27 protein-coding genes are annotated in these 25,178 nt (G+C 48.7%); 14 read left to right on the forward strand and 13 right to left on the reverse strand.

From position 1 onward, the window contains the following. Positions 1-104: 104 nt before the first annotated feature. Positions 105-1,028: a LysR family transcriptional regulator gene (locus H8K36_RS11230; RefSeq protein ID WP_186916393.1), complete on the reverse strand. Its 924-nt coding sequence runs from the start codon at positions 1,026-1,028 to the stop codon at positions 105-107. Positions 1,029-1,298: 270 nt separating this feature from the next. On the opposite strand from H8K36_RS11230, the gene H8K36_RS11235 reads away from it, so the two are divergent. From H8K36_RS11235 to H8K36_RS11260, 6 genes are all read left to right on the forward strand, one after another. After that, positions 1,299-1,835, forward strand: a complete 537-nt coding sequence (locus tag H8K36_RS11235) for a carboxymuconolactone decarboxylase family protein (protein ID WP_186916392.1) — start codon at positions 1,299-1,301, stop codon at positions 1,833-1,835. A gap of 103 nt (positions 1,836-1,938) precedes the next feature. After that, the gene (locus tag H8K36_RS11240) at positions 1,939-2,442 is read left to right on the forward strand and encodes a YHS domain-containing (seleno)protein (protein WP_186916391.1); all 504 of its coding nucleotides are present in this window, start codon (positions 1,939-1,941) and stop codon (positions 2,440-2,442) included. A gap of 112 nt (positions 2,443-2,554) precedes the next feature. Further along, positions 2,555-3,241: a pyridoxamine 5'-phosphate oxidase family protein gene (locus tag H8K36_RS11245; protein ID WP_186916390.1), complete on the forward strand. Its 687-nt coding sequence runs from the start codon at positions 2,555-2,557 to the stop codon at positions 3,239-3,241. 57 nt (positions 3,242-3,298) lie between these two features. After that, positions 3,299-4,153, forward strand: a complete 855-nt coding sequence (locus H8K36_RS11250; RefSeq protein ID WP_186916389.1) for a PDR/VanB family oxidoreductase — start codon at positions 3,299-3,301, stop codon at positions 4,151-4,153. 22 nt (positions 4,154-4,175) lie between these two features. Then, complete coding sequence (locus H8K36_RS11255) at positions 4,176-4,661, forward strand: nuclear transport factor 2 family protein (protein ID WP_186916388.1); 486 nt, start codon at positions 4,176-4,178, stop codon at positions 4,659-4,661. Between the two features lie 170 nt (positions 4,662-4,831). Next, positions 4,832-5,239, forward strand: coding sequence for a DUF3052 family protein (locus H8K36_RS11260; RefSeq protein ID WP_186916387.1), 408 nt, complete (start codon positions 4,832-4,834; stop codon positions 5,237-5,239). Positions 5,240-5,310: 71 nt separating this feature from the next. Here H8K36_RS11260 and H8K36_RS11265 read toward each other — a convergent pair whose 3' ends face one another. The 6 genes from H8K36_RS11265 to H8K36_RS11290 all read right to left on the reverse strand — a co-directional run bounded on the left by H8K36_RS11265 (position 5,311) and on the right by H8K36_RS11290 (position 11,764). After that, entirely contained in the window at positions 5,311-5,733 is a 423-nt protein-coding gene (locus tag H8K36_RS11265; protein ID WP_186916386.1) for a hypothetical protein, read from the reverse strand. A 505-nt stretch (positions 5,734-6,238) separates the two neighbouring features. Continuing rightward, positions 6,239-9,721, reverse strand: a complete 3,483-nt coding sequence (locus tag H8K36_RS11270) for a DUF4214 domain-containing protein (RefSeq protein ID WP_186916385.1) — start codon at positions 9,719-9,721, stop codon at positions 6,239-6,241. A 93-nt stretch (positions 9,722-9,814) separates the two neighbouring features. After that, complete coding sequence (locus H8K36_RS11275) at positions 9,815-10,336, reverse strand: GNAT family N-acetyltransferase (protein WP_186916384.1); 522 nt, start codon at positions 10,334-10,336, stop codon at positions 9,815-9,817. A 113-nt stretch (positions 10,337-10,449) separates the two neighbouring features. Beyond that, entirely contained in the window at positions 10,450-10,833 is a 384-nt protein-coding gene (locus H8K36_RS11280; protein WP_186916383.1) for a hypothetical protein, read from the reverse strand. Between the two features lie 68 nt (positions 10,834-10,901). Further along, positions 10,902-11,297, reverse strand: coding sequence for an MAPEG family protein (locus H8K36_RS11285; protein ID WP_186916382.1), 396 nt, complete (start codon positions 11,295-11,297; stop codon positions 10,902-10,904). A 65-nt stretch (positions 11,298-11,362) separates the two neighbouring features. Then, positions 11,363-11,764, reverse strand: coding sequence for a rhodanese-like domain-containing protein (locus H8K36_RS11290; protein ID WP_186916381.1), 402 nt, complete (start codon positions 11,762-11,764; stop codon positions 11,363-11,365). 189 nt (positions 11,765-11,953) lie between these two features. Between H8K36_RS11290 and ftrA the strand changes: the two genes are divergently transcribed. Beyond that, on the forward strand, positions 11,954-12,922 hold the full coding sequence (gene ftrA, locus H8K36_RS11295) for a transcriptional regulator FtrA (RefSeq protein ID WP_186916380.1): 969 nt from the start codon (positions 11,954-11,956) through the stop codon (positions 12,920-12,922). A gap of 43 nt (positions 12,923-12,965) precedes the next feature. Beyond that, complete coding sequence (locus tag H8K36_RS11300; protein WP_186916379.1) at positions 12,966-13,649, forward strand: glutathione S-transferase family protein; 684 nt, start codon at positions 12,966-12,968, stop codon at positions 13,647-13,649. Positions 13,650-13,771: 122 nt separating this feature from the next. Here the strand turns inward: H8K36_RS11300 and H8K36_RS11305 are convergent, their stop codons facing one another. Both H8K36_RS11305 and H8K36_RS11310 read right to left on the reverse strand, forming a co-directional pair. Further along, positions 13,772-14,002, reverse strand: a complete 231-nt coding sequence (locus tag H8K36_RS11305; RefSeq protein ID WP_186916378.1) for a hypothetical protein — start codon at positions 14,000-14,002, stop codon at positions 13,772-13,774. Positions 14,003-14,418: 416 nt separating this feature from the next. After that, positions 14,419-14,649: a DUF1161 domain-containing protein gene (locus H8K36_RS11310; protein WP_186916377.1), complete on the reverse strand. Its 231-nt coding sequence runs from the start codon at positions 14,647-14,649 to the stop codon at positions 14,419-14,421. Between the two features lie 213 nt (positions 14,650-14,862). Between H8K36_RS11310 and H8K36_RS11315 the strand changes: the two genes are divergently transcribed. Next, positions 14,863-15,555 (forward strand): M15 family metallopeptidase, encoded by a 693-nt coding sequence (locus H8K36_RS11315; RefSeq protein ID WP_186916376.1) that lies wholly within the window; start codon positions 14,863-14,865, stop codon positions 15,553-15,555. Positions 15,556-15,607: 52 nt separating this feature from the next. Then, complete coding sequence (locus tag H8K36_RS11320; RefSeq protein WP_186916375.1) at positions 15,608-16,027, forward strand: hypothetical protein; 420 nt, start codon at positions 15,608-15,610, stop codon at positions 16,025-16,027. Between the two features lie 27 nt (positions 16,028-16,054). Here the strand turns inward: H8K36_RS11320 and H8K36_RS11325 are convergent, their stop codons facing one another. Together H8K36_RS11325 and H8K36_RS11330 are read right to left on the reverse strand one after the other, a co-directional pair. Beyond that, positions 16,055-17,257: a DUF1501 domain-containing protein gene (locus tag H8K36_RS11325; RefSeq protein WP_186916374.1), complete on the reverse strand. Its 1,203-nt coding sequence runs from the start codon at positions 17,255-17,257 to the stop codon at positions 16,055-16,057. Between the two features lie 70 nt (positions 17,258-17,327). Then, positions 17,328-18,926, reverse strand: coding sequence for a DUF1800 domain-containing protein (locus H8K36_RS11330; RefSeq protein ID WP_186916373.1), 1,599 nt, complete (start codon positions 18,924-18,926; stop codon positions 17,328-17,330). A 275-nt stretch (positions 18,927-19,201) separates the two neighbouring features. Here H8K36_RS11330 and H8K36_RS11335 point away from each other — a divergent pair, with 275 nt between their 5' ends. Beyond that, positions 19,202-19,687: a DUF1203 domain-containing protein gene (locus H8K36_RS11335; protein ID WP_186916372.1), complete on the forward strand. Its 486-nt coding sequence runs from the start codon at positions 19,202-19,204 to the stop codon at positions 19,685-19,687. A gap of 60 nt (positions 19,688-19,747) precedes the next feature. Here H8K36_RS11335 and H8K36_RS11340 read toward each other — a convergent pair whose 3' ends face one another. Next, complete coding sequence (locus tag H8K36_RS11340) at positions 19,748-20,638, reverse strand: GIN domain-containing protein (RefSeq protein ID WP_186916371.1); 891 nt, start codon at positions 20,636-20,638, stop codon at positions 19,748-19,750. Positions 20,639-20,999: 361 nt separating this feature from the next. Between H8K36_RS11340 and H8K36_RS11345 the strand changes: the two genes are divergently transcribed. Then, the gene (locus H8K36_RS11345; RefSeq protein ID WP_370587143.1) at positions 21,000-22,253 is read left to right on the forward strand and encodes a dicarboxylate/amino acid:cation symporter; all 1,254 of its coding nucleotides are present in this window, start codon (positions 21,000-21,002) and stop codon (positions 22,251-22,253) included. A 2-nt stretch (positions 22,254-22,255) separates the two neighbouring features. Here the strand turns inward: H8K36_RS11345 and H8K36_RS11350 are convergent, their stop codons facing one another. Beyond that, positions 22,256-23,260: an NAD-dependent epimerase/dehydratase family protein gene (locus H8K36_RS11350; RefSeq protein ID WP_186916369.1), complete on the reverse strand. Its 1,005-nt coding sequence runs from the start codon at positions 23,258-23,260 to the stop codon at positions 22,256-22,258. A gap of 175 nt (positions 23,261-23,435) precedes the next feature. Between H8K36_RS11350 and H8K36_RS11355 the strand changes: the two genes are divergently transcribed. Together H8K36_RS11355 and H8K36_RS11360 are read left to right on the forward strand one after the other, a co-directional pair. Then, on the forward strand, positions 23,436-24,347 hold the full coding sequence (locus H8K36_RS11355) for a LysR family transcriptional regulator (RefSeq protein ID WP_186916368.1): 912 nt from the start codon (positions 23,436-23,438) through the stop codon (positions 24,345-24,347). Positions 24,348-24,426: 79 nt separating this feature from the next. Beyond that, positions 24,427-25,122 (forward strand): helix-turn-helix transcriptional regulator, encoded by a 696-nt coding sequence (locus H8K36_RS11360; RefSeq protein WP_186916367.1) that lies wholly within the window; start codon positions 24,427-24,429, stop codon positions 25,120-25,122. The last annotated feature ends 56 nt before the right edge of the window (positions 25,123-25,178 follow it).

The raw sequence follows: 25,178 nt of genomic DNA on the forward strand, positions 1-25,178 counted from the left end.
TGTACAAATATACAGTTCAACAGCGAGAACATGGTTTTTGCCATTTTCCGATCACACCCAAACGACTATTCCTGCTCAATAGCAATCCTCCTCACCTAGCCAGATTACATCTGTAATGCACTATGCGCCCGTAAGGCCTGCGCCATGAAGTCGACAAAGCTGCGGATTTTTGCTGAGCCGTCTCTGCCTTCGCGGTGGATGATGTGAATCGGTAGCGGTGCGGATTCGTATTCGCTCAGTACGGTTTTGAGAACGCCGCTTTGTAAATGGTGGGCGACTTGGTAAGACAATAGCCGTGTGATGCCTGCGCCGTGTTTGACTGCCATGATGGCCGCGTCATTGGTGGTGACGGTGAGTCTGGGTTTAATGCGAATGGTGTTCGTGCTGGTACTTGCGTGTGCGGTGCCTTCGCCCTCTCCAAATTTCCATTCTATGCTGGGCGTGACACCGCTGGCGGCGACGATGTGGTGTTGGTGTAAATCTTCTGGGCGTTGTGGAATGCCGTGTTTTGCTAAGTAGTCTGGCGAGGCGCATAAGACGCGTTTGACTTGTCCCACGCGCACCGCACGCATACTGGAATCGGGTAGCGCACCGATGCGCACACCAACTTCAACGCCTTCTTCCATCATGTTCACCACACGGTCTAATAGCATGGCCGAGATCTCTACCTGTGGGTTGTGCTGCATGTATTCAACGATGTGGGGCATCACAAATATTTTGCCGAACAAGACGGGCGCGGTCATCGTTAGGTGTCCGCGTGGTGCGGCATTGATACCGGCTGCGCCTTCGTCTGCCTCTTGCAGCTTGGCCAAAATTTGACGCGCATCGTCGAGATAGCGTTGCCCTGCATCGGTAGGGCGCACGTAGCGGGTGGTGCGATTTAAGAGTTTGACACCTAAGCTTTCTTCCAAGGCCGCCACCGCTCGCGTCACCGCCGGTGGCGATAAACCCAAGCGCCGCGCTCCGGCGGCAAAGCTTTCTTCCTCGGCTACCGCTACGTAGACGCTCATTTGATGAAATCGGTCCATATCGCCTCATTATTCCACTTATCGCAATAATTAATTGTAATTCATGAGGATTCTTATTTCAAATGGATGTAGGCACAATGCATCCATTCGCTGAACAACGCCAATCGGATGAAGCGAACTGACTGCAAAGGTCAATAAGGACTTACGCCAAATTGCGCTGGCTAGGCACGGAGCCGAAGACAGTACGAAAGTAGGGCGAGGCGATGTAACAAGGCCAGCGTCTATTTCGCGTAAGTCCCGACTTTAATCATTTACTTAAAAGGAAACATCATGAGCCGCATCAACCTCGTCACTAACGAAACAGCAACAACCGAACAATTGGAACTGTTCAACGCCATCCAATCGCAATTGGGCGTTGTTCCTAACTTCTTGAAAATCTTCGCTAACTCGCCAGCGGCATTGCGCTCTTTCTTGGGCTTTTACAGCATTGCACACGAAGGCACGCTCGATGGTTTGACACGCGAACGTATCGCGCTCGCCGTCGCTCAACAAAATTCTTGCGAATACTGCGTATCTGCGCACACAGCGCTCGGCGAAAAAGCGGGCTTGAGCACAGATGAAATCACTGCCAACCGTGCCGGCTCTAGCCAAGACGCGAAAGCGGCGATTGCGGTGAAGTTGGCGCGTTCTATCGCCGAACACAAAGGCGAAATCGCGACTGCTGAATTAATCGAAGCACGCAATGCTGGCTTTAGCGATAGCGACATCGTTGAAATCATCACGCACGTTGGTTTGAACTACTTGACGAACATCTTGGGCAAAGCGAGCCGTGTGGAAATCGACTTCCCAAAGGTGAGCTTGAACTAATTTCGCCTAGCGCCCAGACAGATTCTTGCAACTGGATGGGCGTCGATTTGCATATCAGTTACCACCTTATTTGATCACGATCTCTTTTTATCAAGGACTTATCATGTTGCACTCTACTTTACGTCGTACTTTCATCGCTGCTAGCTTGCTCGGCGCCGTTGCTTTCTCCGCCGCTTTGCCTGCACCAGCACACGCACAAGATCAAAACTCTACTGCCGCTGTCAATGTTGATACAGCAGGCGTAGCACTGCACGGTTATGACCCAGTGGCTTATTTCACCTTGAAGACCCCAACTTTGGGTAAAGCGATGTACACCCATAGCTTTGATGGCGCGACCTATCGCTTCGCATCTAAAGAGCATTTAGAAAAATTCAAAGCAAATCCAGCGATGTACGCACCGCAATTTGGTGGCTTCTGCGCGATGGGCGTGGTCTTGGAAAAAAAGCTCGATGGCGACCCACAAGCGTGGCGCGTAGTCGACAACAAACTGTACTTGAACGTCAACAAAGACATTCAAAAGAAATGGTTAGAAGATGTTCTGGGAAATATTTCCAAAGCCGGAAAAACTTGGTCTGAAATCAAAAACAAAGCGCCGAAAGATTTGTAATTGATTAAAAGAATTGTCCTGTTTCGAGACTGCTTATCAATGCTCATGCGAGCACAACGCTGCTGAATACTATGCATTAAGTCTAATTTCATCGCTATATCTGGAATAACCCATGCCACGCGCTTTTTCCAAAATTAGTTTCACCCCGAGCGTGAAAGCCGCTCAGAGTCTGTATCGCAGCCGCGAAGCGAATCTGGGCTTTGAGCTGGCCGACGATGATCGCAGTGAAATCACCGAGCGCGAGGCGCAATTCATTGAGGCGCGCGATAGCTTTTATCAAGCGACCGTGAATCAAGATGGCTGGCCTTATGTGCAGCACCGTGGTGGGCCAGTAGGCTTTTTAAAAGTCATCGATGCGCATACGATAGGCTTTGCTGACTTTAGTGGTAACCGCCAGTATCTGAGCGTGGGTAACTTGTTCGCCAATGATCGTATCTCTCTGATACTGATGGATTACAAAGAGAAACGCCGCCTCAAAATCTGGGGCCGTGTGCAGATCGTGCATGAACGCGAAGCACCGGACGTCATCGCCAAACTCGAAATGCCGGCCTACCGTGCACGTATCGAACGTGCTTTTATCATTCGCGTGGAAGCCTGGGATTGGAATTGCCCTCAGCATATTACGGCACGTTACACCGACGCTGATATCGAACAACTGGTAGCGCCCTTACAAGCGCAATTGGCTGAACTGCAAAAGACGCAGACGCAGGCACAAACACGATCACAAACAGCGGCAAACCCGATACCGAAAGAGCTGGGGCAAGGTGAATTGTCACTCGTCGTCAGTGGTGTACGCTAACTCACGCCGCGCATCCGCGCGATCGAACTGCGCGATATTGATGGCCAAGATTTGCCTGTGGTGGCAGCCGGTGCGCATTTAGCACTGCCGGTTATTCTCGCCAATGGCAAAGCCGCTGTGCGTCATTATTCCATCGCATCGAACCCTGCTCGGCGCGATATCTATGAGATTGCGGTGTTACACGAAGCGCAGGGTGCAGGTGGCTCGGGCTTTGTACATGGGGCTTACCAGATTGGGACTGTCATTCATTGCGATCTGCCTAAGCAGTATTTTTCTTTGCGTGATGGCAGTAAGGCCGCTCTCTTGATTGCGGGTGGCATCGGCATTACGGCGATTAAGCCTATGGCACAACGCTTGAAAGCACAGGGCACGGCATTCCAGTTGCACTATGCAGCGAGCAATCGTCAACACATGGCGTATGGCGATCGTTTGCGGCGCGACCTCGGTGAGCAAGTGCTGTGTTATTTTTCAGATCAAGGCCAACGCCTCGATTTAGAGACGCTTCTCACCAATACGGCCCGCGACACCGACATCTATGTTTGCGGACCGACACGCATGTTAGAGCAAGTACAGAGCATCGCGGCTCGTCTAGGTTTCGCCAAAGATCGCGTACATGTTGAAGCATTCGGTGTAGCACCAAAAGCCAATGACCGCGCCTTTCGCGTGACGCTGCATCGATCACAAAAAACGATAGAAGTGGCGGCGGACCAAAGCGTGTTACAGGTATTAGATGCAGCGAACATTCCTGCGGCATCGGCTTGTGGCACAGGCCAATGTGGCACATGTGCGGTGAAACTACTCGCGGGTGCAGCAGACCATCGGGATCAGGTTTTAAGCGAAGCGCAGAAGGAAGGTATGTTCTGCCCTTGCGTCTCTCGCGCTGCCGATTCACACATTACGCTTGATCTCTAAACCATCAATACCAGGAGCGACAATGATCAATATAAAACCGGCGCCGCAACGCCCACCTTTACCGCCATTCAATCTAGACAGCGCAACACAAAAAGTGAGGCTCGCTGAAGACGGCTGGAATACGCGCGACCCTCAACAGGTGGCCCTGGTCTATACCGAAGACAGCCAATGGCGCAACCGCCATGAATTCCCTCGCGGCCGAGCGGAGATCATCGCCTTCTTAGAGCACAAGTGGCAACGCGAACACGAGTATCGCCTGATCAAAGAAATCTGGGCCCATGACAGCCACCGCATTGCTGTGCGTTTCGCCTACGAATGGCACGACGACCACGGTCAATGGTATCGCTCTTACGGCAACGAGAATTGGGAGTTTGACGACAATGGTCTAATGCAGAAACGCTATGCCAGTATCAATGATCTCGCGATCGACGCTTCGCGGCGATTGTTCTATTGGCCGCAGGGACGACGCCCTGATGACCATCCGGGTTTGTCGGAGCTTGGGTTATAGGAAGGGATTTTGCACGAGGTGGGAGGGATCGGTGCACCACAACTTCCGCGCTAGGCTCATTCAATTGATTGCAGGCTTGCGACGACACGTCGCGCATCGTGCCGAGCGCACTTGAGATACACTAGTCTTTCACGCGATAACATTTCGTTTCGAACTTGAGGGGCTCATTCATGACCAGCGGATACTCAGGAACACCACTCGCCAAAAAACTCGGCATCAAGGAAGGCAGCACGGTGTACACCATTGACGCACCTGCAAACTACCATGAGCTACTTGCACCCTTGCCAGAAGACGTGCAATTTGTCGCTAGACTCACGGCATCAACTGAAGTGATTCATTTGTTCGTCGACAAAAAACAAACGCTACAAAAAACACTCAAGAGCCTTCGAGACAAGATGCCAGTGGACGCCATGATTTGGGTTTCGTGGCCGAAGAAGGCATCAAAAGTGCCGACCGATGTCACCGAAGATGTGATTCGCGAAGTCGCTTTGCCGCTGGGCTTGGTTGATATCAAGGTGTGCGCGGTGAGCGAAGTGTGGTCTGGGTTGAAGTTAGTGGTGCGTAAGGAGTTGCGGTAACAGGAGTTGCGGCAATACAGGCGTACGATTACGCTTTGCTAATCGTACCTACAGCACTGAACGCTAGCGACTCAATTCTTTTTTCCAAATTTGACGGCGAATTTACCCGCGATAAATGCCATCGGTAGATATGCAGCAATCACATCCAAGGCATTAAACCAAACGGGGCCTGGCAGGAGAAAGATATTCGCGACGCCACCGGCTAAAAACAAACAGCCTATACCATAAGCAAATCGCATTTTATGCTGCGCTACGATCAAAGCCGCAACAAACGCACCGACTAAAGTTCCCACGGCGTGAGCGAGAAATGGAAAAATGAAGTGCTTTGGTTCGAACAGATGAAGCGAAGCTTTGAGACCTTCGAGCGTGGTGACGACCGCACCTTCAGGTGGCGGGATCAGTGACGGGCCGATGGTCACCAAACACATGTTTGCCACACTTCCCAGTACCGCCCCGACAATCACGGCCAGTATGTTTCTCAAGATTGGATGCATTTGACATTCCTCCCCATAATTGGATGTTCTCGATTAATTCATGCGACCTGTGAACCGACTGATGGCTTGACTTCACTATGCCATGTTTTGGCGATATTAAAAATCAAGAAAATAAGCATTTCAAGACAAAACAAGAACGCTATTGATCACAAAGCCTTCAACATCACCAAATCCTGCTCCACCTTAGTCCCAAAGTGATACTCCAAAAAGCCCATTTCTTCGAAACCAACTTTGAAACAGCAAGCCTCAACCCATGCGTACGATTACGCGTTGCTAATCGTACCTACTGAGCTTCTTTTTTCAAAAGCTCACTTGGGCCAAAGTTCCTCGATATTTTGCCATTTCACCTTTTTCGATCTTTGCTATGAAGTACAAAGTTGAGCGCGGATCGAGAGCTGTAAAATGCAGACATTTCGTTGTAAAGGAAATGGCACCGCACACATTGCATGAGAATGGATATGAGTTTGGCGCACGAAGGAAGCGACTAATCGCCACTTCCGCCTTTTTACTTGATTGTCTGCCGATAAGTCTTTCGTTCTCTATCCTTATAGCGGGCATACGAAGTCTCGCCCAACAGTGACTCTCCCCGCAGACCTACTGGCGGAGCAGCTTGATTCGTATTTGAGCCTAGACCAGTCGAGGGAGATGCTTCCCAATTGAGCTCCCCTCTTAGAGCTGCGGTTCTATACTCACAATGCTGTTCAAAGCGAGCATGGATACTTGTCAGCTTGTTTTCAACATAAGTTACTTTATCAATTGCAAACCACCCGATCGATACGTTGCATGCGCTACCGTTTGCAGTCCATGTTAGACCACCAAAAGCAAAGTTCTGGAATGGGTATCGCATCGTTCTATCGTAAAAACCGACCTGAAATTGTTTCACGCCCACCATCGCTTGAAATGCGCCATTCCAACTTCCAACTTGTCCATTACTCGATTGCGCCCAGATTTGGAAGAAAGCATCATCAGTTCGAATAGGGGTGGTTGAAGTCAAGAATGTAGTATCCGTTGAAGTCATTAGCGCAGTTATTCCAGATTGTCGATTGCCGACAAGGTCATCAGGTTCAGAACTAATGTAAAGATAATTACCACCTGAGGGTAAAGATTCTTTCGGTGCACGCCACAGGTTTGATGGAATAGGAGAGGTCGGTCCGGCCGGCTTACGCAGGTCACTCGCGGACCAATGGATTTCGCCACGCAATGCGCCGGGTTCGTTCTCACAATGTTGCTCAAAGCGGAGATCAATTTCGGTGAGTTGTCCACTGACATAAGTCACTTTATCAACAATGACTCCCGAGGTCGCATTATTGCATCCATGCCCGTTCCCCCCAAGGTTAAAACTTCCCTTCGCTGGATTACCATAGGGCAAATTATCAAGCCCAGCATAATATCCAACCTGGATCTGTTTCAGGTTGTCCATCGTCACAAATCGCCCGTTCCAACTCTCATCGCCGTTCATCCTAAATTCAATCGCGTTCCCATCCCCTTGAACGACAGAAATGCTATCCAACGGCGTATATAAATACGAATCTTGGTCACCAACAAAGTCACTTCGATCACTCTCTAAATAAATGTAGTTCCCAATAGATGGGGTGCGTCCAGATTTTGGACGCCAGAAGGTATTTGGTGCAGGTAACACTGGTCCTGCAAAATTGTTGGTTTGTTCCGCTCGCCAATGGAGCTGTCCGTGTAGAAAGCCCAACGCATTCAGTCCCAGTTGCTCAAACCTGAGATCCACGGCAACCAACTTCCCTCCCACGTAGCTGACGTGATCAATCACTAACCATCCACGGGGATCATTGTTCGAGTAACCATCTCCCGAAATCGACAGAGATCCATCGACTCCTACGCTGCTTGGGTATCCACTCATATTTGGGTATTCCCCACGCACAAATTGGTTTTGTCCCGATCGAGCAATAAAATTACCCCTCCAGTTGTGCACACCACGAACCTCAAAGATCAGGGTGTTATCTTGAACGTATGCTTCAACCTTCGCTGTTGAACTCGTTTGCAGAAATGCCATTCCCTTAGCTATTGATTCACCGAGATCACTTTGGATGTAAAGATAGTTCCCTTGGTTGGGTATCTCGTTCGAAGGTGGTCGCCATGAACCAACGGCAGACGTGCTCGTGATAGGAGAAAGCTGAGATGTATCTGGCTTTACCCAATGAATGACGCCATGCAGAGCAGCTGCACGATCCTCACAATGTTGTTCAAAACGTAGATCGAAGGCGAGAGGGCTATCATATACATCAGTCTTCACATGATCAATTGCAAACCATCCACTCGACTTACTACAACCCCGACCTTCACCTGTCCAACTCAATCCTCCTTTAACCACATTGTGAAATCGAGATCCTTTCGTTCCAGGATAGTAGCCAGCTGTTAGTTTGGGATTCGGCGTGTCCATGCCGCGAAGTTCCGCTGTCCATAGCTCGTTGCCTTTAACCGTGATCACAAGGTTAGAGACGCTTCCCTGAACTGATATCGACGTCGAGCGTTGATCGTAACGATAAGTTTTCCCTAATCCAACGTAGTCATTGTTCTCACTCTCAAAATAAGCATAATTACCGATACTATTTGCTAAGTCACTCGGTGGTTTCCAGAGTGTCGCGGGAATAGGTAAGACCGGTGGAGGCGGCGTAGTCGAATCATCGGCATAAAATTTGATTTGACCATGTAGAGCCGCAGCCCCACCATTGCAGCGACGCTCAAAGCGCAAAGAAAATTCCGTCAGCCTTAAACCTGAGTATTTAATGTTATCGATTGAAAACCACCCTTTAGAATTGAAGCAATACCGAGTTTCGCCATACCAAGCAACTGCACTCTGATTCCAAGGTAGGCCGCTATAGTAACTGTTAGCATCAGTAACGACACCGGGTTTCAATTCTGATTGTTCACTGCCCCCGGTTTGAAACACTCCAATCCATGTTTCATCACCTGAGACCCTGATAACCACTTTATTCTTCTCAGTGCTGACTTCAATTTTTGCATTAGTTTGGTCGTAAGCGTAGGCTTGTCCAGCACCTTGGAGATCGCCTGCATCGCTCTGCAATCGAATCGTTGTTCGCCTCAAATTAGGTGAAGTCGTCGATGCAGCCAAACGCAAATCGAGAGTACTTTCCGAACTTGATAATTTTCCTTTGGCTTGGGATATATCAAGAAATGTAACTGCTGATGCTATCTCCATTCCTTTAGAAATCGACTCCTCAGCGGTGTTAAAGCTGAGTCCTTGTTGAATGGAAAAAAACGTAGCTATCTCAATCTTATTATCGATCAAATCAGCCACCCATCCATATTGGGAATCGCCTTTAAAACTGTGTGCTGAATTAAGAATAGTATTAATCAAGCTACTACGTGTTTGTGCGCCAATGCTACCAGCTGGCTTTGCAAGCGCTGAAGTCCAATAGTTCAGACCTTCTTGATCAACCTCACTCCGTCCTAATACATTTTTATAGATTATCCTCACAAAATCTGCGTCACTCATTGAATCGGAGTAACCGGTAAGGTTCGAATACAGAATTGCAGCCTTGTAAAAATTATCGGCCAACTGTTCCAATGTCATCCCGCCCTTAATTTGATCAATCCAGTATGACATTCCGTCCGCGTCGGGCACGCGATTAAAGAACGCGATATACAGCTCGATCAGCGACTTCAGCTTTGCAGGGGGAATTAATGTTGATTTATCACCGACTAACAAATTAACCGTGACGTCGGCAAATCTCGCCCTTGTTTTCGGTAAATTGATCGTCGTGGTGCCGCCGCCGATTCCTACATCAGTCACTACAAAGCCGGTAGCAGTGCGACTTATCGTGTAGTTTGAACGTATACCAGGAAATACCTCGGTCGTACTATCAAGTGATGGGCTCGGTGGCCCATTCATCGCTTTCTGTGCCTCTTTGCTGTCAGAGCCGCCACCACATCCACTGAGCAACATGGCTAAACTTATCGCTACGCCCACAAAGTAATTTTTGAATTGATTTGTCATAATGGCTTTACACTTACCGCTAACTGGAATGAATTGCACCGCTTGATTTCCACGAATTTCCAGACGAAAACGCGCTTGCTCAATAAAAATTTCTCACAAGCGCTTCAACAACACCAAATCCTGCTCGACCTTAGTCCCAAAGTGATACTCCATCAGACCGACTTCTTCAAATCCAACTTTCAAATAGTAGGCTTTGGCTCTTTGGTTGGGTGCCCACATGCTAAGCCATAGGTACTCGGCGCCGGAGTCGTGTGCGGCTTTTTCGATTTCTTGTAGTAGTGGGGTGGCAATGCCTTTGCCGTGCCATTCTTGTTTGACGTAATAGCGGTAAAGGCAAATCGTTTTTTCCACTTTGACGCAGTCGGGTGCGGGGCGTTGCACGACTTCGGTGAAGGCGATTAACTCGTCTTGGTGGTAGACCAAGATCACAATGTAATTGGGGTCTTCGATTTCGCTTAACTGCTGAGCAACGCCGAAAGATTTGTCGCAATGTAGGCGCACGTCTTCCGGGTCAGTGTAAGGCCCATAGGTATCGATGAAGGTTTGGCGCGCTAAGTCGGCCAGCGCGGCGGCGTCACTGGCTTGCGCGCGGCGGAAAGTCAAAGGAACTGTCATACCAAGAAAATGCAAAAGTGAAGTATAAATGCGACTGAGGAAAGCGCATCTTACGCTAAGCTGTGGCGCGGGCGAAGTGGCATTTGCCAGCTTCGCCTAAATACAAAGTATATTTATTCGGCAGACGTTTTGACCGAACATTTCATGTTGCGATCGAGTGGCCCAAAAACTTTTTGTGTGCCAGCGAAGCCGCCTACTTGGATGATGTAAATCGTTTTTTGGTCTGGGCTGACGTACAGCGTATGACGATAACCATCGCGGATACGACCTGTTTCATTGAGTTGGAAAAAACTGCCCTTCTCTAGAATCGTTGGCTTGCCTTCGACCAAGGGCAAATCCTGCGTTAGACCTACTGCATTGACGCAATCTTTAAATTGCATCACTAACGGATTCTTATAATCCACCACTGGGGTAAATGCCGGCAAAGTAGTTTGTGCGATAGCTGTCATTGCCAATGGCCCTAACATGGTCAGTACAGCGGCTTTAGAAATACTCATTTGTTCTCCCATTTCTTGATTTGCTTTTTGTCGCTATTTTTATCGAACACGGCTGGTTCGCAATCTGCTTAAACCGCCGTGCCTTCATACACTGTATAAAGTAATACCAGTGAGGTCAAGCCTATCGAAGTAAAGGTCAAAATCATACCTACCATACGGAAAATTAACTTTTCTTTGAGCTGGCTCACGCCGTAGGCATGAATTAAGCGGCCCGCTAACAACAAAGACGCGAACACGTGCACTAAGACTCGTGAGTAAGCTTGGGATTCGAGTAAAAATAAGAGAACTAAGGCCAAAGGCACGTATTCGGCAAAATTACCATGCACACGAATCGCACGATTCAGCGCAGCATCGCCGCCATCGCCTAAAGAACGACGACTTTTACGACGTAAATTAATCGTTCTAAAGCTAAGGAAAATATAGAACAAACCAAAAATTGCTGCATACAGAGGCAGGACATGCATTGGAACTCTCCTTCTGAATTAGGAAAGCCATTGTATGCCGAATTGGGTTCGAGGTGATCAAGTGATCAGCTGCTGAGGCTGAAGCCTTCATCGATCCAGCCTGTGATGCCACCAATCATGATTTTCACTGGCCGCCCCAATTGCGCCAAAGCAATCGCGGCTTTCGTCGCGCCATTGCAATGGGGGCCTGCACAGTAAGTAACGAACAGCGTGTCGGCTGGGTATTGGGCAAGTTTGGAGGCGATGATTTTGCCACGCGGCAAATTGATCGCGCCTGGGACATGGCCACGTTCGAACAAATTTGGGCCCCGCACATCTAGCAACACAAAGCCAGGATCGCCTTTTGCAAAAGCATCATGCACATCCCAACAATCGGTTTCGTAACGCAAACTTGAAGCAAAGTGTTCGATAGCGCTGGCGCTATCAGCAGCAGGTACGGTGAGTACGGAATTGGTGATCGAAGTCATGCTGTTACCTTTTGAAGTGGACGGATGAAGATGAAAGTAGATCGCTATCGCCTGATAACTAAAGTCAAGCAGATAGGCAGTATTGTCGACTAGGTGCGCTTGATGTTACAGTGGCAGAAATGTCATAGTGCGGTAAGATATCGCCAAAGCACTTCTTGCTGCTATCAAGACCAAAGAGGAGGCCAACAGATGAAATCAAGACCAGCGCATCGTGTGGTTGCACTCGCTTATGATCAACTGTGTACCTTCGAGTTTGGCTGCACAGTGGAAGTCTTTGCCCTCGAGCGACCCGAGTTAGAGGTCGATTGGTATCGCTTCGACGTCTGCGCCGCTGAGCCCGGCAAATTGCGGGCGGCGGGTGGTATCACTATCGATGCGCCTTACACTTTGCGCCTGCTCGATCTCGCAGACACGATTATCATCCCCGGTTGGCGCGGTGCAGACCAAGCACCACCCGAAGCCCTACTCAAGAAGATTCGCGCTGCGTATCAACGCGGTGCTCGCCTGTGTACGATTTGTTCTGGCGTATTTGTGCTGGCTGCTGCAGGCATTCTTGATGGTAAAACAGTGACCACCCATTGGCGCTATGTCGACAAACTATCGCAACGCTACCCGCAACTGACCGTGAACCCCGATGCGCTGTACATCGACGAGGGGCAAATCATCACCTCAGCAGGCTCTGCCGCTGGCCTCGATATGTTGTTGCACTTGGTGCGCAAAGATTATGGGGTAAAGGTGGCGAACCAAGTCGCGCAACGCTTAGTCATCCCGCCGCATCGCGAAGGCGGGCAGGCGCAGTTTGTGCCGCGTCCGGTGGCCAGTGATGAACGTGGTCGTTTAAGCCAGCTGCTTGATGATTTACGGCGCTATCCGGCCGCCCCCCACAGCTTGGCAAGCATGGCCGACAAAGCAGCGATGAGCGAACGTAGTTTGCAAAGGCATTTTGTCGAACTCACGGGCTTTACGCCCTACGATTGGTTGATACGTGAACGCGTGGCTTGCGCCAAAGATCTGCTCGAAAGTTCGGAACATAGCCTCGCCCGTATTAGCGAATTATCAGGGTTTGGCTCTGAAGAATCTTTCCGCCGACATTTTCGTCGTATTACCAGCACATCACCAAATCATTATCGCAAACAGTTTGCAACAAAATCAGCATGAATCGTTTATGCTAGACACTAACCCCACTCGATGAGAAATCACCATGTACACCTTGTATATTGCCAATAAAGTTTATTCCTCTTGGTCTTTACGTCCTTGGGCCTTGATGCGCGCATTGAATATTCCATTCGAAGAAAAGATAGTCACGTTTGGCCCCGGCAGTAATTGGGAAAGCTTCCGTACCTTCTCACCAGCGGGCAAAGTACCGTGCTTGCACGATGGTGAGTCTATCGTGTGGGACTCGCTTGGCATTACCGAGTTTTTAGCTGACCGCCATGCTGGCGTTTGGCCTAGCGATGCGCAAGCCAAAATTTGGGCGCGCTGTGCAGCCGCTGAGATGCATTCTGGCTTCACTAACTTACGCGGTGTTTGCCCTATGCATGTGGGCTTGCGTGTACATATCGACGCCATTCCAGCCGGTGTGAAATCAGACCTTCAACGTATTAGCGAGTTATGGAACGAAGGGCTCAATCGCTTTGGTGGCCCTTTCTTGGCGGGTGATAAATTCACCGCGATCGACGCTTTCTTCGCACCGGTGGTATTCCGTATTCAAACCTACGGCTTACCCGTCGATGAAAAAGCGGGTGCTTATGTGCAGCACATGCTACAACAGGCGCCGATTCAACAGTGGCAAGATCAAGCTTTGAATGAAACTTGGGTTGAGCCTGGACATGAAGAAGCAGCACTGGCTGCAGGCAAACTGATTAGCGATTTGCGCAAGAAATAATCGCGATTACTTCGAAACTAGTTCTCTTAAGCGCAATAAAAAAGCCGGACTTAGTTCCGGCTTTTTTGTGCCTAGCCGTATCTTCCGATTCGGCATTAAGCTGTGCACCTCAATCTAAAACATTAAGGCATGTCATCCAAAGGCAATGTGCTTGGATCTGTATGACGGTTAATACCGTAGTAGGTACCGTAACGGTCTACTTTAACGCAAGAAGTTTGATTGCCAGCTTGGCACTCAAGCAACCATTCAACCACTGTGTAAAATGGAGGATAAGCAAACGCGCTGCTCATCGCTGTCATCATTACTACTACGCCTACGCTCAAACCCAAGAGGGCTTTTTTCAATGCTTTCATTTTGACTCCTTGTGATTGTCAACGAAGTGAAATCTTGTGTGGGGTGACCACAGACTTATTTCACAAACCGGCCGAAACATGCATTTTAGCTAATGCATTCGACCGCTGGTGATGCTAACAAAAGCTAGTCTTCTTGAGTAGGTTTTTTTGCAAATAACAGTGATGGAATAGAGCCGAAATTCAGTAGCAAAATCTTTAAATTAGCTTCTTAATTCATCAACTCACTTCATTTGCTATCCAAAATAGCAATTTGAGCAGATCTGTCGATACTCGATGACTGAGCACAAAAAAAGGCGAGATGTTGTTTTTTAGAATAAAGAAAATGAAAAGCAAAAAAAATAGCAATGGGCCCCCGCACCATTGCTATCTTTGCGCATTCGAGTTGAATCACGCTCTCCGTGATTCGCCCTTAAGCCTTACGACTTCGTTTTTTCGTAAATGATTTTCTTACTGCCAGACTCGCAGGTACCGACCACGCGGTTTTTAGTTTCTGTCGCTTTATCAACGATGGTGAGTGTATAGCCTTTAACGCCTTTGCCATCGACCTTTTTCTCAATCTTTGCCTTTAAGTCTTCGCAAGACAAACCAGTTGCGGAAGCGGAAAGTGCCATCAGCATCAAACTGCTAGCCAAAATCAATTTTTTCATCGTGCTTGCTCCTGTCGTAAATATAGACCGTAAGAAATCAGCGAATGCAGTAAATCATTTCCCTGTGTCGCGTCAGATAAAACCTTATCACTCGAAAACAGTTCCGAGAAGAAATATTCACAAAAGCAATGTTTTTTGTTGTAAATGCCACGCACAAGACTCCTTGCGAACGATTAAAATGCCTCACCAACAGCTAAGTTTCGGAGAAACTTCATGGCTACTTTTTGTCAGCGACTTACTCTCACCTCAGTCTTTTTCTTCGCCAGTATCGGTCTAAGCTTGGCACAAGATGGCCCGCCAAAGCCAACTGGGGCTGTGCGCGAAAGTGATTTAGTTGAACTGGTCAAACTAGACCCTAGTATCAAACTCGATATTCGCTATGCCACCGCCAATAATTTTGTTGGCAAACCGGTCTACCCTGAAGCGCGAGCTTTCTTACAACGCCCTGCAGCAATAGCTTTGTTATCGGCACATCGTTGGCTCAAGACTCAGGGTTATGGCATCTTGGTGCACGATGCCTATCGTCCTTGGGCCATCACCAAGGTCTTTTGGGATATCACCCCCGCGGATAAGAAAATCTTTGTGGCGGACCCTGCAGTTGGATCAAAGCACAATCGCGGCTGCGCGGTCGATATTAGTTTATATGAGTTAAGCACAGGCAAAGCGGTCGAGATGCCAGGCGACTACGATGAAATGAGCGAGCGTTCTTTTGTGACTTTTACAGGCGGCACTGAACAGCAACGCAAGCTACGTGATTTGCTACGCCATGCGATGGAACGCGAAGGCGAATTCTTCGTCTACCCGGAGGAATGGTGGCACTATGATTTCAAAGATTCGAAACATTATGCGGTGCAGAATATTCCCTTTTCGGCGATTAGCGGAAAAGGGACCAAGCTCAAAAAATGAGACCACGGATGGCTCGTCATTCGCTTCCTCGCACTAATACCAAAGATCCATCATGAGAAGCATCGACCAGCACCGAGAACAGTTTGTCCAAACCACCATTAGCGGCCGCGTATTAGTGACCCGCGTCAGCGGATCTTGGACGCCTGAAATGCATCGCGCTGCAGATGAGTACAATCAGGATTTTGTGACTCGGCTCAATGAAACAGGGAATTGGGCGAGTTTGGTGATTATTGAGGATACCCTGGTCAGTTGTTTGGAGGTGTTACAAGCTGGCCGAGAATCAATCCCAAACAATCCTAACTGCACTCGCTTGAAAGCACTGGCCTGGATCATTGACGAGAGCATTGAAGGCTACACCATACTCCTACCTCGCTACCGATCTCTGTTCGACGGTGTGTTACGCAGCGAAGTATTTAATGATATCGAAAGCGGGCTTAACTGGCTCGACCTATGCCTCAGTCAGGGATCTTGAAGTAGCACAGCAGTCTCATTCGTTCGATCAAACCAAACCCAAATCTCGCGCCTTCACTCCTGCAAACACCTGATCGAGTTGCTGTGAATTCAGGCCGTAAACGCCAGCAAATATGCCACCGAGCACTGCACGGTATTCGTTCAAGACTGGGTAATCACGATTTTGAAACAAGGATGCCGCTTCAAGCTTGACTTGCTCACCAAGCACACGTCCACCTTTGATGCCACCGCCTAACACCCAATACACACTACCGTGACCATGATCGGTGCCACGTTTACCATTTTCTCTGAAGGTGCGGCCAAATTCACTGATCACGACCACCGTCGTGTTTTTCCACATCGCGCCCATCTCATTCTTGTAAGCAGCTAAACCACGACCTAACTCCTCGAACTTTCCGGCTAAAGCACCACTAGCACCACCCTGATTGACGTGGGTATCCCAACCGCCAACATCAATAAAACCTAGGGCATATTTGTCACGCATCATCTTGGCGATACGTTTTGCTTCCAACTCGAATCCTTTGGTGGTTATCGCGTTGCGATTGCCATCATTGTTTTGCATTTCGGCTTGCATATCGCGCACTACTTCGCCACGCACCTCAAAGCCATCATTAACTTGTTTTTCAAGCCCGGTTTTGTTGTACATTTGAGCGATGATTTTGCTTTGTTTATCATCCATATTCGATTTACTAATCGTACGTAAGGCCGTGTTCGCCACCTTAGTATCGCCCCGCATAATGATGGGTAATTGATCTGTGAATGACATCGCCATGCCGCTGTTCAACTGCGCGGCCAAACGATTCAAAAAGCCCGATTGATAATTGCGCGTGCCACTCATGTCTTGCCCCATCTCTATGCTGTCTTGCGTTTCGAAATGGCTGCGCGAAAGATCATCTGTACCGGCGAAAGGAATAAAAGAAGCTTCACCTGCTTTGAACATAGGGTAAATCGTGTCGCGTAAGGCTGGATGCAAACCCCAATCGGCGTTGAGCTCAAGCGCCGAGTTCACATCGGCGCTCGGCTTGGCGATAGAGATCGTTGGGCGGGCATCGTAATAGAATTGACTCGAAGTTGGCACCAACAAATTACTCGCATCGTAACCACCACGCAAAAAAACAAATAAGAGACGGTTCTGTGTCGCAGGTGCTGCCAATAATTGCGCTGATATCGTGCTGAGGCCAACGCCTGCACCAAATAAACCTATCGATTTCAAGAGTTCGCGACGATTCATGATTTTTCCTTTTGTCTATTTTTGATGATGATGTTTGTTGAATGGACTTGAATTGCTTCTAAATCAAGACTCAACGTCGCATCATTTCCGGTGTCGCCAAGAAGAAGGCATTCCATTCTTGTGCTGAACCAGATTGACTTAATGCTTCCTGCGAACTCATCGCAAAACGCTTACTCAAGTCTTTCACGAAATTATTTTGTGCCAGTGCAGGTTTGGCTAACTCGCGCGCTTGCACATTCAGGCTTTCGTTTTTACCGTCATCACTTTCTGGTTTAAATAAGTTGGGGGCCCCGCGCGCCATGAGCTTGGCAATATCAAAACGGCTCGTCATTTGTGCTGGACTAGCCCAAGCTTCTTGGTTGAGCGGATAACCATCTGGTGTGAGATGACCGTTCGGTGTTTGGCCTAAGGTGTTTAACCAGTTCAAGATCGGCCCCATATTCACGATAGTCTTATCTTCATAGGCCAAGCGCATCGACGACACGACATAATGCATAGGGTCTTTAAATTTTTGCCCTAATGAAGCCATGAACTCTTGGCTATCAAACATGGTTTTTAACACTGAAGGAATATCACCACGGGTCTGCAAGAAACGGTCTGCCATTGCTGAAATCAAGGCTTCGGAAGGTTTGTCCGAAACAAAATACATTGCTATTTTCTTGCTGACGAATTTGGCGGTTGCCGGCTGACGCATCAGCAAATCCAAAACCTGCTCTATTTCGGCCAATCCACTGCCTTTAATCGTCGTACCAAGAATCAGTTTGTCGCCGAAATCATGACGCTTCGCATCAAATACGATTAGATCATAACTATGTTGGCGGGAACCAATCGCCAGCTTTTCATCGGCCTTGCGATTTTTGTCTTGGCGCAAACGAATACTGATGCCCGTCAAAACCCGCGCCAATTCTTGTACGTCATTTTGCGTATAGCCACTACCGACACCCATGGTGTGTAATTCGAGTAATTCGCGCGCATAGTTCTCGTTGATTTTATTGGCTGCGTTATGTTCATTATCCAAGTAACGCAGCATCGCTGGATGCGCCAAGGTTGATCGTAATAGATCTTTAAAATTTCCTAAAGCGTAAGGGCGGATCGCCGTCTCTTCAAAATCACCGACCATGGCGCGTAGATTCTCTTTACGCGTTGAGACATTGAAATGATTCATCCAGAACCAATCCATTTGTTCGAGTAATTGGTTCGATGAATAGGTGTAACGCAGGAGTGATCGCGTTGCGGCCTCGCGTGCAAGGCGTGTGAGTTCTTGTTGGTAAGCCTTCCGGAGGGTGTCATCCGTACCCTTTACTTCTGCAGCGGCCTTGCGTTGTGCTTCCAATTCCAGCATCAATTGATCAAACGGCTTTTGACTGATCGTCAGTTGCGCAATTTGTTCTTGTACCGCAGGGGGCAAACTGCTTCCGCGTGCCTGCAATTGTTGACGCAAATAGGCGTCCATACCAACTGTATTCATTTGGTTTAGGCTGCTACTGTTGACGCCCCAACTCAAGCGATTCAACAGCATTACGGGATCAAGCTTGGCTTGCTCGTAATAGTTCGTCTTCGCGATTGCAAAAGGCAACGCATTTGTTGTACGCGCGTTGCTGCCATTCGATGTCGACGATGAATCAGAAGTTGGTGTACTTGAACAAGCGGCTAAGGCGCTCAAGCTCATTACAATCGCCGCTCGTTTAAGGCAAACATTTAAGGACAATTTCGATGTAGATGTAGAAGTAGAGCAAGTCATGGCAAGTTCCTGTCAATCTGATGTGATTAGCATAAGCGAACTGCAATGCTTAAGCACGTCTCTTTTGGTAACAGTCCATGGCGCTTAGTAAGCACTTGTAACAAAGTACCCAATTCCTTGTCCGAAAATGGCGAGTAAAGCAAATGGCTCCCATGCATACTGAATATTCGTTCAGTCATCAAATCCAAAGGTGTTAAATCATCATGCTTAAATTATCACATCACATACAAATGCTCTCTTCGTCTTACTTGAATCAAGTTAGGCGCAACAGTGTCGATGATTTAGGACAAGCTGTCGAACGCATAACCGCCCAAGGCGGCGAGCCTTGTCGCGATGTCTTACGCCGCGCACGCGCGGGAGAAGAATTAATTTTGGCCAGCTATTGCCCATTCACAGTCGCCAGCCCCTACAAAGAATACGGGCCTATCTTTGTGCTAGCGAATGCGAGCGACGAAGAAGTGGCGAGCGACCATATCAGCTGTTCAGCGCATATCGATGACCGCACTTACTTACAAGCGCAATTTGTACTTCGTGCATATTCAGTGCAAGAACGCATCGTTGATGCCTGCGTTAGTTCACCAGAGAAAGCAGAAGGCGACCTCGAACGTTTTTTCTCGCGTACTGAGGTCGCCTTTGTTCTAGTTAGATTTGCCGCCTACGGTTGCTATGCGGCGAGAATCAATCGATAGACGCCTTACTTGATCGTCATTCCAAGTCAGTTAGGAATGACATCTATGCTTGGCTTCAACTCAGAAAATGAAACTGACGCGCTTGCCACTGACATTGCGCTGTGCTGGATTGCCATAGACTGTCACCCGACCAGATCCATTCGCTTGTGCATTCACGTTTTGGGAAACAGCTGCAGCGATATCACCAGAACCGTAGCTATTCAAATCCGCAGATTGGCTCTTTACTGAGGACAATTCAGCAGATCCAGAACCATGCGTCTGCGCATACAAGTTACGTACATTACCGGTCGCACTCACAGAGCCTGAGCCGTGGACGGTAACATCTAGTTGAGTGCCATTGACCGCGCCCAGATTCAAAGAACCAGAGCCATGCACACGCACTTTGGCATCATTGCTCAATAGACCCAAGGCATTGATGCGACCAGAGCCAACTGAATTCACATCGAGGCGCGCTACTTGGCCTTCGAGCACAACGGCACGTGAACCATTATTACTGATATTGAAATTGCTGCCATTCAAACCATTGATCGTTAGGCGACCAGAACCGCTAGAAGCAACTTCATTGAGTTGCGGCACCGTGTAGACGACGCGAATCGGATTTTGACTATTGAAACGTTCGTCGATCCAGATTTTTTGACTTCCACCGACTGTTTGCGTTTGTACCAAGCCGACCAAATTACTATCAGCAATTACTTCCATGCTAGGTGCCACACCCACTTTCACTTCTACTTGCAAAGGACCGCTGACATTCAAGTTAGCCAAGCCGGACACCGCACGTTTCTCAGTAATGATTTCATTGTTGCCTTTGATGGCGTTGCTGCTCCAGGCTGATTCGAAACGCGCGTCGTTGCCGTCAGGAGCGATGATGATGGCGCAACCACTAAAGGCCAGCGCAGAACCCAATGCCAACACGAGTGGTAAGCGTTTGATCAAAATTTGTGGAGTAGTCATGTTGAAATTTCCTTCTATATCAGAGTGAATTGATTGTTGCGGGTACATCGCACTAATCAAGATGTTTTTGCGATGGTCGAACTGTAAAGCACCACGATTTTCTATGCGAGCGGAAAGCGACGAAATGCATGAGCGCGGTACTGAACTGCGGAAAATTGGCGTAAACCGCAGCATTCCAAAAAGACAAAATTGCGGTTTTCCACAATAGACGCTGTATTTGCTTCCTTTGATAATGCGTGCCAAGACAGTCAATCTCACCTCAAATGAATGAAGGCTGCTGCCAACTCGGCATCACAATCTCAGACCCAGACAACGTATCAATCTCGGCTCTGCGGTTCCATTCAAAAACGCATCGGAGACGATTATGAAGAAACTCACTAGCCACCTTTATTTTTGGGTGTTGTTAGCCATTATTTGCGGCGGCACATTCGGTTATTTCTCGCCTGCGAGCGCAGTCAAACTCAAACCGCTTGGCGATGGTTTTATCGCCCTCGTCAAAATGCTGATCAGCCCTGTTATTTTCTGTACCGTGGTGCTTGGCATTGCCGGTGCTGGCGATATGAAAAAGGTTGGCCGCGTCGGTGGCAAAGCCTTGATCTACTTCGAAGTGGTGTCGACATTTGCGCTCGCAATCGGATTGGTGGTGGTCAATATTCTCAAACCAGGTGCGGGCTTTAATGTAGATCCGGCGACACTTGATGCCAAGGCCGTGGCGAACTATGCAAAAGCTGCGTCAGAACAAAGTACCACTGACTTTTTATTGCACATTATTCCTAAGACCTTCACTGATGCCTTCACTGGCTCTGGCGACCTACTGCAAGTTTTGTTAGTCGCGATTTTGTTTGGCTATGCCATGATGCGCATGGGCAAAACAGGACAAGCTGTGCATATGTTTATTGAAGAAGCCTCACATATTTTCTTCGGCATGATGAACGTGATTATGAAGTTAGCACCTATCGGGGCAGGCGCGGCAATGGCGTTCACCATTGGTAAATACGGTATTGCTTCCTTAAAACCGTTGGCGGCCTTGATGGGTAGCTTCTATTTAACCTGCCTCTTATTTGTCATCGTCGTGCTTGGTGCTATCGCGCTAATGGTGGGCTTTAATATCTTTAAATTTATTGCTTACATCAAAGAAGAATTGCTGACGGTACTCGGTACGTCTTCTTCTGAATCTGCGTTGGTGCCATTGATGAATAAGTTAGAGAAGATGGGTTGTTCTAAGTCAGTGATTGGTTTGGTTGTTCCTTCGGGCTATTCATTTAACCTCGACGGCACCAACATTTATATGACCATGGCAGCATTATTTGTTGCCCAAGCACTCAATATCGAACTGAGCATGACTCAGCAACTGACCATGTTAGGCGTAGCGATGCTGACCTCGAAAGGCGCTTCCGGCGTGACTGGCGCGGGCTTCATCACCTTGGCTGCGACCCTCGCGGTAGTACCGAGTATTCCGGTGGCAGGCTTAGCGCTCATCCTAGGGATTGACCGCTTTATGTCTGAAGCACGCGCCTTGACCAATTTCATCGGTAATGGCGTTGCCACAGTGGTGGTTTCGCACTGGGAAGGTGAACTCAACCACGACACCATGAAAAAAGAATTGTCGGCGTAAATTTATTGATTGCGCGTTTTCAAAGAAATCTCAGTGGGCATTTGCTCCTGAGATTTTTTGTTTGTAGGCAGGTATTCGCGCAACGCGAGCTTCATCGGTGTCTGTGGAATCGGACCAATCAAGCGCATTAGTTTCTCCCCCGATAGTTGATGCGGTCGTTGCCATAAATAGCGCATCTTTATTACGGCGCGCAGCAAAGGGGAGAACCAAGCAATCACTTGCATCATGTTCCATGCCATAGGCTTTTGCTGTAAACGCTGACCAAGCAAGAGTTCAAACGTGCTCTGCAAATCTTGCTGGCTCGCATGATACCCAGGGAAATGCAAAACTTCATAGGCAGCGAGTTGATCGCGCTTCTCTGCAACTCGCACGAACACCTGTGCCAGATCTGGCAAATAGGCCCAAGCGTGAGCAATATGGTCTGGTCCCATGCTCGTGAACACACCTTTATGTAACTGCTTGCTGATGCCCATATCTAACCAAGTGCCACTGCCACCAATGAAATCGCCGGCACGTATCACGACCGTGCGCACACCGACATCAACAGCAGTGGCAAAACTCGCTTCCATCGCAATACGTTGCCTCGCTTTGTCGGTATTCGCCACAAAGGGCGTGGTTTCGGTCAGCACTGAAGGCAAGTCTTTGCCGAAGTTATACACATTCCCCGGAATCATGATCAAGGCATCGAGTTTTTTCGCTAAGGCCAGCACCGCCGCATTCACCGGAGGTAGCAACTGCTCCCAGCGTGCATAATCGGGGTTGATGGCATGCACGATCACATCGACATCACCGCTCTGGGCCACAATCGATTCCACCTCAAGCGCATCAGCCCGAATATGACGGACATTGGCCCAGCGTTCCGTATGGATCGGTTTCCTCGCTTGCGCCAACACCGTCCAACCCGCTTGTGCAAACGCTTTAGTGGCGGCTTGTCCAAGTCGCCCACCCGCTCCGAGCACCAATACCGTTTTACTGAGCTTGTCTTGAGACTCTGTGGCAATGTGCATAATAAACTCCTAAATGAGGGTGAATAGGGATATAGATAAGTGAATGGATGCCATTGTGCGAGGCTCCGAACATATTTACAATTGATAGATGTGCATATGAGCTATGCGTTTATGAATAGCTTATGCCGCTATACTATGGACTTATCTTCTCATTTCAGCAGCAATCGGATCCCCCATGAGCAAACCCGAATTTGATCCTCAACTCAGTGATTGGAACCTCATTCGCAGCTTTATCGCCGTCGTCGAACAAGGCTCCTTAACGCGTGCCGCTGACGTCCTTGGCTTAAGCCAGCCCACGCTCTCTCGCCAAATCAACGAACTCGAACAGAACACGGGTAATGCCTTATTCGAACGGGCCGCCCGCGGCTTGAAACTAACCGAAGCCGGAGAGCGTCTAGTTGAGCCTGCTCGATTTATGATGAGCGCAGCTCGTAGCTTGGGACTGGCGATCGTCAAACAAGATCAAACTTTGCAGGGCACGGTGCGAATTACCGCGAGTGAAATGGTGTCCGCTCACGTCTTGCCACGCATCTTAGTAAAACTGGCAAGACAATATCCAGACATTGAAATTGAGCTAGTCGCCAGTAATCAACTCAGCAATCTACTCGAGCGCGAGGCCGATATTGCGATACGGATGCTTAGACCCACGCAGACTGCCTTAATTGCGCGACATTTAGCTGACTGGGGTATCGGCTTCTATGCACATCGCAACTATCTCAAAGGACTTGCCAAAGATGAATTAGCACCGGCCTCGAACCCTATGACCATGTATCGTTGGCTTGGTCTAGATCAGTCGGATCGTTTCATTCAAGGATTTCGCGAAGCCGGAATACAGGTCGATAAACATTTTTTTGGTTTCCGCTGCGACAGTCACTTAGTCAATTGGGAAGCCATGAAGGCTGGACTAGGCGTGGGTGTCGCACCGCATTGGCTTGCGCAAAAAGAGGATGGCCTAGAGCCTATCTCAATTGGCGCCGACATACCGGCGTTGCCAGTTTGGCTCACCAGTCATCGTGAACTCAAAAACAACTCAAGGATACGTGCGGTCTTCGACTTCCTCGCCCTTGAACTACAGGCCTTGACTTGAAACTGTTGAATTGCGCTATGATAGTTTCTTGCTGCCACTTTGTGGCAGTAGCTAGATACTCATCTCACTATCATTGACTATGTCACGCACGCAACGCTTACTCGACTTGCTACAACAGCTACGCGCTTATCGTTATCCAGTGACCGCGCAAACTCTGGCGCAGACGTTGAATATTAGTGTGCGCACCCTGTACCGTGATATCGCTAGCCTACAACAGCAAGGTGCCAATATCACCGGTGAGGCAGGTCTCGGGTATGTACTTAAGCCTGGTTTTATGTTGCCACCGTTGATGTTCTCTGAAGATGAAATCGAGGCCTTAGTCTTGGGCTCGCGCTGGGTCGCTGAGCGTGCCGACCATCATTTAGGGCTTGCGGCCCGCACTGCTTTACAAAAAATCGCAGCAGTTTTACCTTCAGATCTTCGCCTCTCCTTGGACACCAATGCACTATTGGTCGGTCCCGATGAAAACAAACCTGATTTCGACACCGCTTTGCCTTTACTGCGAACAGCAATCCGGCAAGAACATAAAGTGCACTTACAGTACGCTGATGCCAAAGGAAAACACAGCAAACGCGTAGTATGGCCCTTCGCCTTAGGCTTCTTTGAACATGTCCGAGTACTGGTTGCTTGGTGTGAACTACGTCAAGAAATACGACATTTTCGTACCGATCGCATTCATGCTTTCGAAGTTTATCCCGAGCGTTATCCGCAACGTCGTCAAGCATTACTCAAAATTTGGCGCGAACAAGAAGGAATTCCGGAATCGTCGATCTAATTGGCGTATAGCATATAACACTACTGACAAAAACTGACAGTAGGGCGCGATACGAT

The organism is Affinundibacterium nitidum (genome assembly GCF_014284155.1).
Taxonomy (GTDB): domain Bacteria; phylum Pseudomonadota; class Gammaproteobacteria; order Burkholderiales; family Burkholderiaceae_D; genus Undibacterium; species Undibacterium nitidum.

What these genes read in the sequence shown, in the direction of transcription:
- H8K36_RS11230 (WP_186916393.1), bottom strand. Translation starts at nt 1,028, where the DNA reads ATGGACCGATTTCATCAAATGAGCGTCTACGTAGCGGTAGCCGAGGAA.
- H8K36_RS11235 (WP_186916392.1), top strand. Translation starts at nt 1,299, where the DNA reads ATGAGCCGCATCAACCTCGTCACTAACGAAACAGCAACAACCGAACAA.
- H8K36_RS11240 (WP_186916391.1), top strand. Translation starts at nt 1,939, where the DNA reads ATGTTGCACTCTACTTTACGTCGTACTTTCATCGCTGCTAGCTTGCTC.
- H8K36_RS11245 (WP_186916390.1), top strand. Translation starts at nt 2,555, where the DNA reads ATGCCACGCGCTTTTTCCAAAATTAGTTTCACCCCGAGCGTGAAAGCC.
- H8K36_RS11255 (WP_186916388.1), top strand. Translation starts at nt 4,176, where the DNA reads ATGATCAATATAAAACCGGCGCCGCAACGCCCACCTTTACCGCCATTC.
- H8K36_RS11260 (WP_186916387.1), top strand. Translation starts at nt 4,832, where the DNA reads ATGACCAGCGGATACTCAGGAACACCACTCGCCAAAAAACTCGGCATC.
- H8K36_RS11265 (WP_186916386.1), bottom strand. Translation starts at nt 5,733, where the DNA reads ATGCATCCAATCTTGAGAAACATACTGGCCGTGATTGTCGGGGCGGTA.
- H8K36_RS11270 (WP_186916385.1), bottom strand. Translation starts at nt 9,721, where the DNA reads ATGACAAATCAATTCAAAAATTACTTTGTGGGCGTAGCGATAAGTTTA.
- H8K36_RS11275 (WP_186916384.1), bottom strand. Translation starts at nt 10,336, where the DNA reads ATGACAGTTCCTTTGACTTTCCGCCGCGCGCAAGCCAGTGACGCCGCC.
- H8K36_RS11280 (WP_186916383.1), bottom strand. Translation starts at nt 10,833, where the DNA reads ATGAGTATTTCTAAAGCCGCTGTACTGACCATGTTAGGGCCATTGGCA.
- H8K36_RS11285 (WP_186916382.1), bottom strand. Translation starts at nt 11,297, where the DNA reads ATGCATGTCCTGCCTCTGTATGCAGCAATTTTTGGTTTGTTCTATATT.
- H8K36_RS11290 (WP_186916381.1), bottom strand. Translation starts at nt 11,764, where the DNA reads ATGACTTCGATCACCAATTCCGTACTCACCGTACCTGCTGCTGATAGC.
- ftrA (WP_186916380.1), top strand. Translation starts at nt 11,954, where the DNA reads ATGAAATCAAGACCAGCGCATCGTGTGGTTGCACTCGCTTATGATCAA.
- H8K36_RS11300 (WP_186916379.1), top strand. Translation starts at nt 12,966, where the DNA reads ATGTACACCTTGTATATTGCCAATAAAGTTTATTCCTCTTGGTCTTTA.
- H8K36_RS11305 (WP_186916378.1), bottom strand. Translation starts at nt 14,002, where the DNA reads ATGAAAGCATTGAAAAAAGCCCTCTTGGGTTTGAGCGTAGGCGTAGTA.
- H8K36_RS11310 (WP_186916377.1), bottom strand. Translation starts at nt 14,649, where the DNA reads ATGAAAAAATTGATTTTGGCTAGCAGTTTGATGCTGATGGCACTTTCC.
- H8K36_RS11315 (WP_186916376.1), top strand. Translation starts at nt 14,863, where the DNA reads ATGGCTACTTTTTGTCAGCGACTTACTCTCACCTCAGTCTTTTTCTTC.
- H8K36_RS11320 (WP_186916375.1), top strand. Translation starts at nt 15,608, where the DNA reads ATGAGAAGCATCGACCAGCACCGAGAACAGTTTGTCCAAACCACCATT.
- H8K36_RS11325 (WP_186916374.1), bottom strand. Translation starts at nt 17,257, where the DNA reads ATGAATCGTCGCGAACTCTTGAAATCGATAGGTTTATTTGGTGCAGGC.
- H8K36_RS11330 (WP_186916373.1), bottom strand. Translation starts at nt 18,926, where the DNA reads ATGAGCTTGAGCGCCTTAGCCGCTTGTTCAAGTACACCAACTTCTGAT.
- H8K36_RS11335 (WP_186916372.1), top strand. Translation starts at nt 19,202, where the DNA reads ATGCTTAAATTATCACATCACATACAAATGCTCTCTTCGTCTTACTTG.
- H8K36_RS11340 (WP_186916371.1), bottom strand. Translation starts at nt 20,638, where the DNA reads ATGACTACTCCACAAATTTTGATCAAACGCTTACCACTCGTGTTGGCA.
- H8K36_RS11350 (WP_186916369.1), bottom strand. Translation starts at nt 23,260, where the DNA reads ATGCACATTGCCACAGAGTCTCAAGACAAGCTCAGTAAAACGGTATTG.
- H8K36_RS11355 (WP_186916368.1), top strand. Translation starts at nt 23,436, where the DNA reads ATGAGCAAACCCGAATTTGATCCTCAACTCAGTGATTGGAACCTCATT.
- H8K36_RS11360 (WP_186916367.1), top strand. Translation starts at nt 24,427, where the DNA reads ATGTCACGCACGCAACGCTTACTCGACTTGCTACAACAGCTACGCGCT.